3 protein-coding genes are annotated in these 6672 nt (G+C 68.8%); 1 reads left to right on the forward strand and 2 read right to left on the reverse strand.

Annotated elements, in window-relative coordinates:
- Positions 1–1831: xyloglucanase (locus tag ABZ646_RS36965; RefSeq protein ID WP_360529164.1), on the reverse strand; the 1831-nt coding region annotated here is incomplete at its 3' end.
- A gap of 89 nt (positions 1832–1920) precedes the next feature.
- The gene (locus ABZ646_RS36970; protein ID WP_360529167.1) at positions 1921–4863 is read right to left on the reverse strand and encodes a glycoside hydrolase family 48 protein; all 2943 of its coding nucleotides are present in this window, start codon (positions 4861–4863) and stop codon (positions 1921–1923) included.
- 261 nt (positions 4864–5124) lie between these two features.
- Between ABZ646_RS36970 and ABZ646_RS36975 the strand changes: the two genes are divergently transcribed.
- Positions 5125–6600, forward strand: a complete 1476-nt coding sequence (locus ABZ646_RS36975; protein ID WP_360529170.1) for a cellulase family glycosylhydrolase — start codon at positions 5125–5127, stop codon at positions 6598–6600.
- Positions 6601–6672 lie beyond the last annotated feature (72 nt).

Here is a 6672-nt window from a genome sequence, read left to right on the forward strand (position 1 = left end):
GGGGACGGCGTAGTCCGGCGGCGGGCCCGCGCAGCCGGCCAGGACGAGCAGCGGCCGGGATGCCACTGGACGCCGACCAGGACGAGCCGAAGCCCGTCGTGTACTGGACACCGGTACCGGCCGGGCTCCACACGAAGCGGCTGCCGTCGGCGGCGGCCGCGACGGTACCGCCGCCGCTCACCCCTGAAGGGTCCGTCCCCGCGAACCAGTTGGCGCCGTTGTCCGTGGAGAACGCGATGTGCGGGCCGGAGTCCAGGTCGCCCACCCGGACCACCGTGTTCGGGTTCGACTCGGCGAAGTCCAGGCTGGTGGTCGTGGTGAAGGTCGGGGACGTGTACATCATCGACGGGACCTTCGTGAGGTCCGTGTGCCGGAAGCCGCCGATGTCACCGAGCGCGCTGAAGAGCTGGGCGCCGCCCGACGGGGGCGCGGCCAGGTCGTTGACCGAGGTCTCCTCCAGGCCCTGCACCATGGGCCGCACGGTGAACTGGCCGCCGCTGTCCCACTTCGTCAGGTTCTCCGTGCCGTACAGCGTCGCACCCGTCCCGTACATCATCCGGTCCGAGTCGAACGGGTCGATCTCCAGGGACTCCGTCATCCACCCCAGTTTCGGCGTCTGTTCGGGCGGCGACGGGTTCGCGCCGAAGGTGAGCCAGGGGGAGGACGAGACGTCGATCGTGTAGCGGTTCGAGCGGTTGGGGTACGACGTGTAGTCCCACGCCTTCGTCCAGGTCGCCCCGCTGTCCGTGGAGCGGAAGATCTGGGTGTCCGGCCACCAGGAGCTGTACGCCGTCGCCATCACCGTGCCGGGGTGCTGCCGGTCGACCGTCAGGCCGCTGAACCCGTAGGAGGTGTCCGCCTCGGCGACCGGGCTGATGTTCGTCCAGCCACCGGTCGCCGTCGAGTACCGCCACAACTGGCCCTTGCCGCCGTCGTAGGGCCCGCCCGTGTCGCTGTAGGCCAGGTACAGGTAGCCGTTCCTGGCGTCCAGCACGCCCTTGTGGGCGAGGTAGCCGGTGGGCTGGCCGGCCAGCCGGGTCCAGGTCGCGCCCGCGTCCGTCGACCGGTACACCGCGTTGTCCTTGTCGGCGACCCCGACGTAGATGGTTCTCGTGGCGCTGCCGGCGGTGCCCGTGGACTCGTCGAAGGTGACCCAGACGATGCCCTGGTTGTCGCTGGCGTACCCCGTCGTGTCGCTCGGGTCCTGCCGGTAGTTGCCGACGTTCGGGAAACCGGTCACCTGCGACCAGCTCACCCCGGAGTCCGTCGACCGCCACAGCCCCTTGCCGCTGGGCGCGCCCAGGTACAGCACGCTGTCCTTGTTCGGGTCGATCGCCAGCCGCTCGCCCATGCCCCGCCCGGGCATGTTCCCGCCCAGCTTGAACGGCAGGTCGGCCTTCTGCCAGCTGGCACCGCGGTCGGAGGAGCGCAGCACGGCGCCGTTCGTCGGGTCCCAGCTGTTGGTGTACGTCCCGACGGCCGCGTACACCTTGTCCGGATCGACGGAGTCGGAGGCCAGGCTGACCACACCGGTGTGCCCCCACTCGTCCCAGCCGACCGAGTCCAGCAGCGGCGTCCAGCTCCTGGTCGACTCCGACCAGCGGTAGGCACCGCCGATGTCGGTACGGGCGTAGGCGAGGTTCTTCTCGGTACGGTTGAAGACGATCCCGGGGACGAAACCACCGCCGTCGATCCGGGCGTTGTGCCAGGTGTACGTGTCAGCGGCGAGCGTGACCGGTGCGCTGCCGTTCGCGGCGACCGCGGGCGGGGCACCGGCGAGCAGCCCGGCCGCGAGGGCGAGCACGGCGGTGAGGACACGGGTTCTTCGCACGGGAGAGATCCTCTCCGGAGGAGGGAAGGGCGGCCCCTGGTGCAGGCAGGGACCGCCCACTGGACAGCCACGACGCGCCCGCAGCGGAACTACTCCAGCAGCTCCGCGTACGACCCCATGGCAAGAGCGATGTCGGCCTGGGCCCAGAACCGGTGGTACGTGAAGACAGGCGCGGCCCCGCCCGCCAGATAGGCCTGGATCTTCGACCACGCGGGGTCGTTCTTGTAGAAGCTCCGCAGCGAGGCGAACGTCGACGACGAGTTGATCGCGTCCCCGTTCGGCATCTTCCCGCTCCACCCGCTCGGGACGTACACGGCGTCCCCGAACCGGTTGTAGTCGGCCCGCGTCTCCGGCACCGCGATCCCCAGGCTGTCCTGGTAGTGGTCCCACATGCCGTCCAGCAGCGCCTTCGCCGTCGACTTCGCCGTCGCGTCACCGGACTTGGCGGCGTAGTACGTCAGCGTCTTGGCGTACGCGGCCGCCACGCCCACGTCGTTCGTGTAGTCGGCGACCGTGACATGAAGTCCGCTGTTGGAACCGGGACTCGACGCGTTCCAGGTGTCCGGCTGCCCCGACCACTGGAGCGTCGACGGGATGAGATATGTCCCGTCCGGGTTGATCGTGGTCTTCGACAGCGCCCACGCCACCCACTTGTCGAGGATCGCCTTGGCGCTCGCGTTGCCGGTCTGCTGGTAGTACTCGGCGACGCGCTCCATCGACCAGGCCTGGAAACCGAACCACTGGTTGGACGGCGGGTCGTGGTACACCGGCTCCCAGTCGTAGTACATGCCGTAGAACGTCGACGTACCCGCCGGCGGACTCGCGTACCGCCCCTGCCAGCTGTTGGTCGCGCCGCCCGCGATGGCGCCCTCGGACGACTGCAGCCAGCGGTAGAACTCCAGCTGCCGGGTCAGTGAGGTACCCCAGTCCGTCGCGCCCGTCGCCGACTTGGGCTTCAGGTCGGCGTACGAGCTCAGCGCGTACGCGGCCAACGGGTTCTGGTAGCCCCCGTGCACATGGCTCGACCCGATCCGCCAGGCCCAGCCCGCACTGGTGTCGGTCGCCCCGCCCCACGCGTAGTACCAGGAGAGCAGGTAGTCCGAGGCGTCCTTGCCGGTACCGGCCGCGCAGGTGGACGGGCCGACGCAGTTGCCGATCTTCTTGAAGTACTTGTCGTACATGGCGTAGCGCAGATAGTCGCCCATCTTCGCGGCCTTGCCGACGGTGGCGGAGACATCGCTGCCCTTGCCCTGCTGCTTCGCCCACACGTCCGCCCAGTACGCGGCCTGTACCGCACGCGCGTCGGCGTCCGGGGCGTCCGTGTACTTCCACTGCTTGGCGTAGGACGAGTCACCGGTGAACAGGTCCAGGTACCCGTTGGTCCCGCCGTACTTGAAGGCGTCGCAGGTCGGCTGCGGCACCGTCTCCCACACCGACTCCTGCGGCCCGCGCTGGAAGGTGTTGATGTACGAAGGACCGGTGGCCGACGGGCCGCCCTCGCAGGTGCCGCCGGGGGTGTCGCCGTAGCCGTAGACGTTGTCGACGTCCTGGAGCCAGTGCATTCCGTACACGTCGTCCGTGCCGTACGCGCTCTTCAGCTCCGCGGCGATCGGGTCCGAGCCCACCGACACCGACGTGTCGAGCTTCGCCGGGTACTCGTTCGGCGTGTCCAGTTCCGGGGCGTAGGTGGCCGGTTTGGACGCGTTGTAGAAGGAGCTGGTGGGCTGGTCGGCGTGGGTGGGGATCATGTACTTCTCCATGAGCGCCCACGCGCCGTTGAACTTGGACCAGTCCCCGGTGACCTTGCCGTACATGGCCTGTAGCCAGAGAAGGTAGCTGTACGCCTCTGACGTGGTCTCGTGGCCCTGGTCCGGGGCCTCGACGATCAGCGTCTCGACCGAGTGGTACGGGATGCCCTGCGGCGAGAAGTAGCCGTTCGCCGGGTTGGTGATCTTCCCGTACAGGTCCAGGAACCGCGCGTCGTACGCCTTCGAGGCGGCCAGTTCCGTCACCGTCACCGTGGCCCCGGTGTAGCCGGTCGCGGACGCCGTGAAGGTCGCGGTGCCGGTGCCCGAGGAGTCCGCGGCCACGGTCACGTTCTGCGCGGTGCTCCAGTTGGACGGCGTGAACGTCAGCGACGAACCGGCGCTCACCGAAAGCCCGGTGTTGCCGGCCGTGCGGGACACGGCCACCGTCACACTGGTGCTCGGCTGCTTCGACAGGCTCACCCCGAAGGTGCCGGTCGCGTTCTGCTGGACGCCCAGCTGGGTGGGCGAGGCGACCACCGCGGGACCCGAGGCCACCGTGATGCCGACCGGCGTGGAGGAGGCGGACGCGCCGAGGCTGTCGTACGCCTTCGCCACCAGGGAATGACTGCCCACGGTCAAGCTGGAGACCGAGAGCGTGTACGGCGCCGAGGTGTCCGTGCCCAGCAGTGTGGTGTCGTCGTAGAACTCCATCTTGCTGATCGTCGCGCCGTCGGCCGCCGCCGCGGTCGCCGCCAGCGGTACCGCGTCGCCCTGCGTGTAGACCGCGCCCACGCTCGGGCTGGTCAGCACGGTGACCGGCGGCTGGTGCGCACCGGCGCAGGTCGTGCCGTTGATCGCGAAGGCGGTCGGTGCCACGTTGCTGCCCGTGTACGAGAACTGGGCGCCCGTCGACACCGCCGCGCCCGCCGCGATCGTGCCGTTGTACGACGCGTTCTGCACGGTGACCGAGGTGCCGGACTGGGACCAGGTGCCGTTCCAGCCGTTCGACAGCTTCTGGTTGCCCGCGTACGCGTACGTCAGGGTCCAGCCGTTGATCGCGTCCGTACCGCGGTTGGTGATCGTGAGGTCGGCGGTGAAGCCGGTGCCCCAGTCGTTGGTCTTGTAGTCGACGCTGCACTGGACGGTCGCCGCGTGCGCGGGAACCGTCCCGACGGCGAGCATGGACAGCGGCAGGGCGAGGGCCGCGACGACGGCGGTCCACAACCGCCGTACGGCTCTGCGCCTCCTCCCGGCACCGGGAGTGGGGGGAAGTGCGGGATGCATGTGCTGGTTCCTCCTTGCGCTTGCGGCTCGGGGAGAAGTCAAGGCTTGAACCAGTGGGAGCGCTCCCATAGTGGAGACGTGGCATGGTGCGGTCAAGGCCGTTGAAGAGTCGAAAAGATTCGACGAACCCGGCTGGAGAAAAGTCAAGTGACTCCTCTGTTCTTTGCAGTGACTTGGCGCTACCTTCCTTCGCACCAGTGGGAGCGATTCCGTTCAGTCGGCGCGTCCGTCACGACGTGCCCGAGCTGCAAGGAGTCGCTCATGCGACACCCCCCGCGTTCAGTTCTTTTAGCCGTCTCCGGTGCGGTCGCCCTCGTCGGCGCCGCGCTGGTGCCGGTGGTGTCGGCGTCCGGCGCCACACCCGCCTGCACGGTGCAGTACGCGGTCACGAGTCAGTGGGACGCCGGCTTCCAGGGCTCCGTGACCATCACCAACAACCTGGCGGCCGTCAGCAGTTGGAGCCTGAGCTTCGACTTCGCGAGCGGCCAGAAGGTCACCCAGGGCTGGAACGGCAAGTGGTCCCAGTCCGGTACGACGGTCACCGCCACGAACGAGAGCTGGAACGGCGCCCTCGGCACCGGCGCGAGCGTCAGCGCCGGGTTCCTCGGCTCCTGGTCGGGGAGCAACGCCGTACCGACGACCTTCAAGCTCAACGGCACCACCTGCAACGTGGATGCGGAACCGCCCCCGACTCCGACGCCGACCGGCCCGCCCGCCACCGGGTCGGCCCCGGCCCTGCACGTCTCCGGGACCAGGCTCGTGGACGCCGGCGGCACGGCCCACCGCCTCCTCGGCGTGAACCGCTCCGGCGGCGAGTTCATGTGCGTGCAGGGCTACGGCATCTGGGACGGTCCGGTCGACGACGCCGCCATCAAGGCGATCGCCGACTGGAAGGCCAACGCGGTCCGCATCCCGCTCAACGAGGAGTGCTGGCTCGGCCTGTCCGGCATCAAGCCCGAGTACGCGGGCGCCAACTACATCAACGCCGTCAAGGAGCTGGTGGCCCGCGTCGAGTCGTACGGCATGACCCCGATCCTCGACCTCCACTGGTCCTACGGCCAGTACACCGGCAACTCGGCGGGCTGCTCCGACGTGCACGCCACCTGCCAGAAGCCGATGCCGGACGCCCAGTACAGCCCGTCCTTCTGGTCCTCGGTGGCCGGCACCTTCAAGGACGACCCGGCGGCCGTGTTCGACCTGTTCAACGAGCCGTACCCGGACCGGGCGACCTCGACGACCACCCAGGCCTGGGAGTGCTGGCGGGACGGCGGCACCTGCCCCGGGATCGGCTACGAAGTCGCCGGCATGCAGGACCTGGTGAACAGCGTCCGCAGCGCCGGTGCCAGGAACGTCATCATGATCGGCGGGCTGGCGTACTCCAACGACCTCAGCCAGTGGCTGACGTACAAGCCCACCGATCCGGCGGGCAATCTCGTCGCCGCCTACCACGTCTACAACTTCAACACCTGCTCCACCGAGAGCTGCTGGAACTCCACGCTCGCTCCGGTCGCGGCCAAGGTGCCGCTGGTCGCCGGGGAGATCGGTGAGAACACCTGCTCGCACGCGTTCGTGGACCAGGTCATGAAGTGGTTCGACGACCGCGGCCTCTCCTACCTGGGCTGGACCTGGAACACCTGGGACTGCTCCTCCGGCCCGTCCCTGATCTCCGACTACAACGGCACGCCGACCGCGTACGGCGCCGGGCTGCACGACCACCTGAAGGCCATCAACCCGTAAGCACACCCACCCCACCGGAGAAGTCCGACCCGAGAAGAAGGAACCCGCACTCATGAGTCGTACCAGAACAGC

The sequence above is a fragment of the Streptomyces sp. NPDC007162 genome, from assembly GCF_040634175.1.
In the GTDB taxonomy this organism is placed as follows: Bacteria; Actinomycetota; Actinomycetes; order Streptomycetales; family Streptomycetaceae; genus Streptomyces.

Excerpts from the sequence above, each read along its gene's own strand:
- ABZ646_RS36970 (WP_360529167.1), bottom strand. The coding sequence starts at position 4,863 with ATGCATCCCGCACTTCCCCCCACTCCCGGTGCCGGGAGGAGGCGCAGA.
- ABZ646_RS36975 (WP_360529170.1), top strand. The coding sequence starts at position 5,125 with ATGCGACACCCCCCGCGTTCAGTTCTTTTAGCCGTCTCCGGTGCGGTC.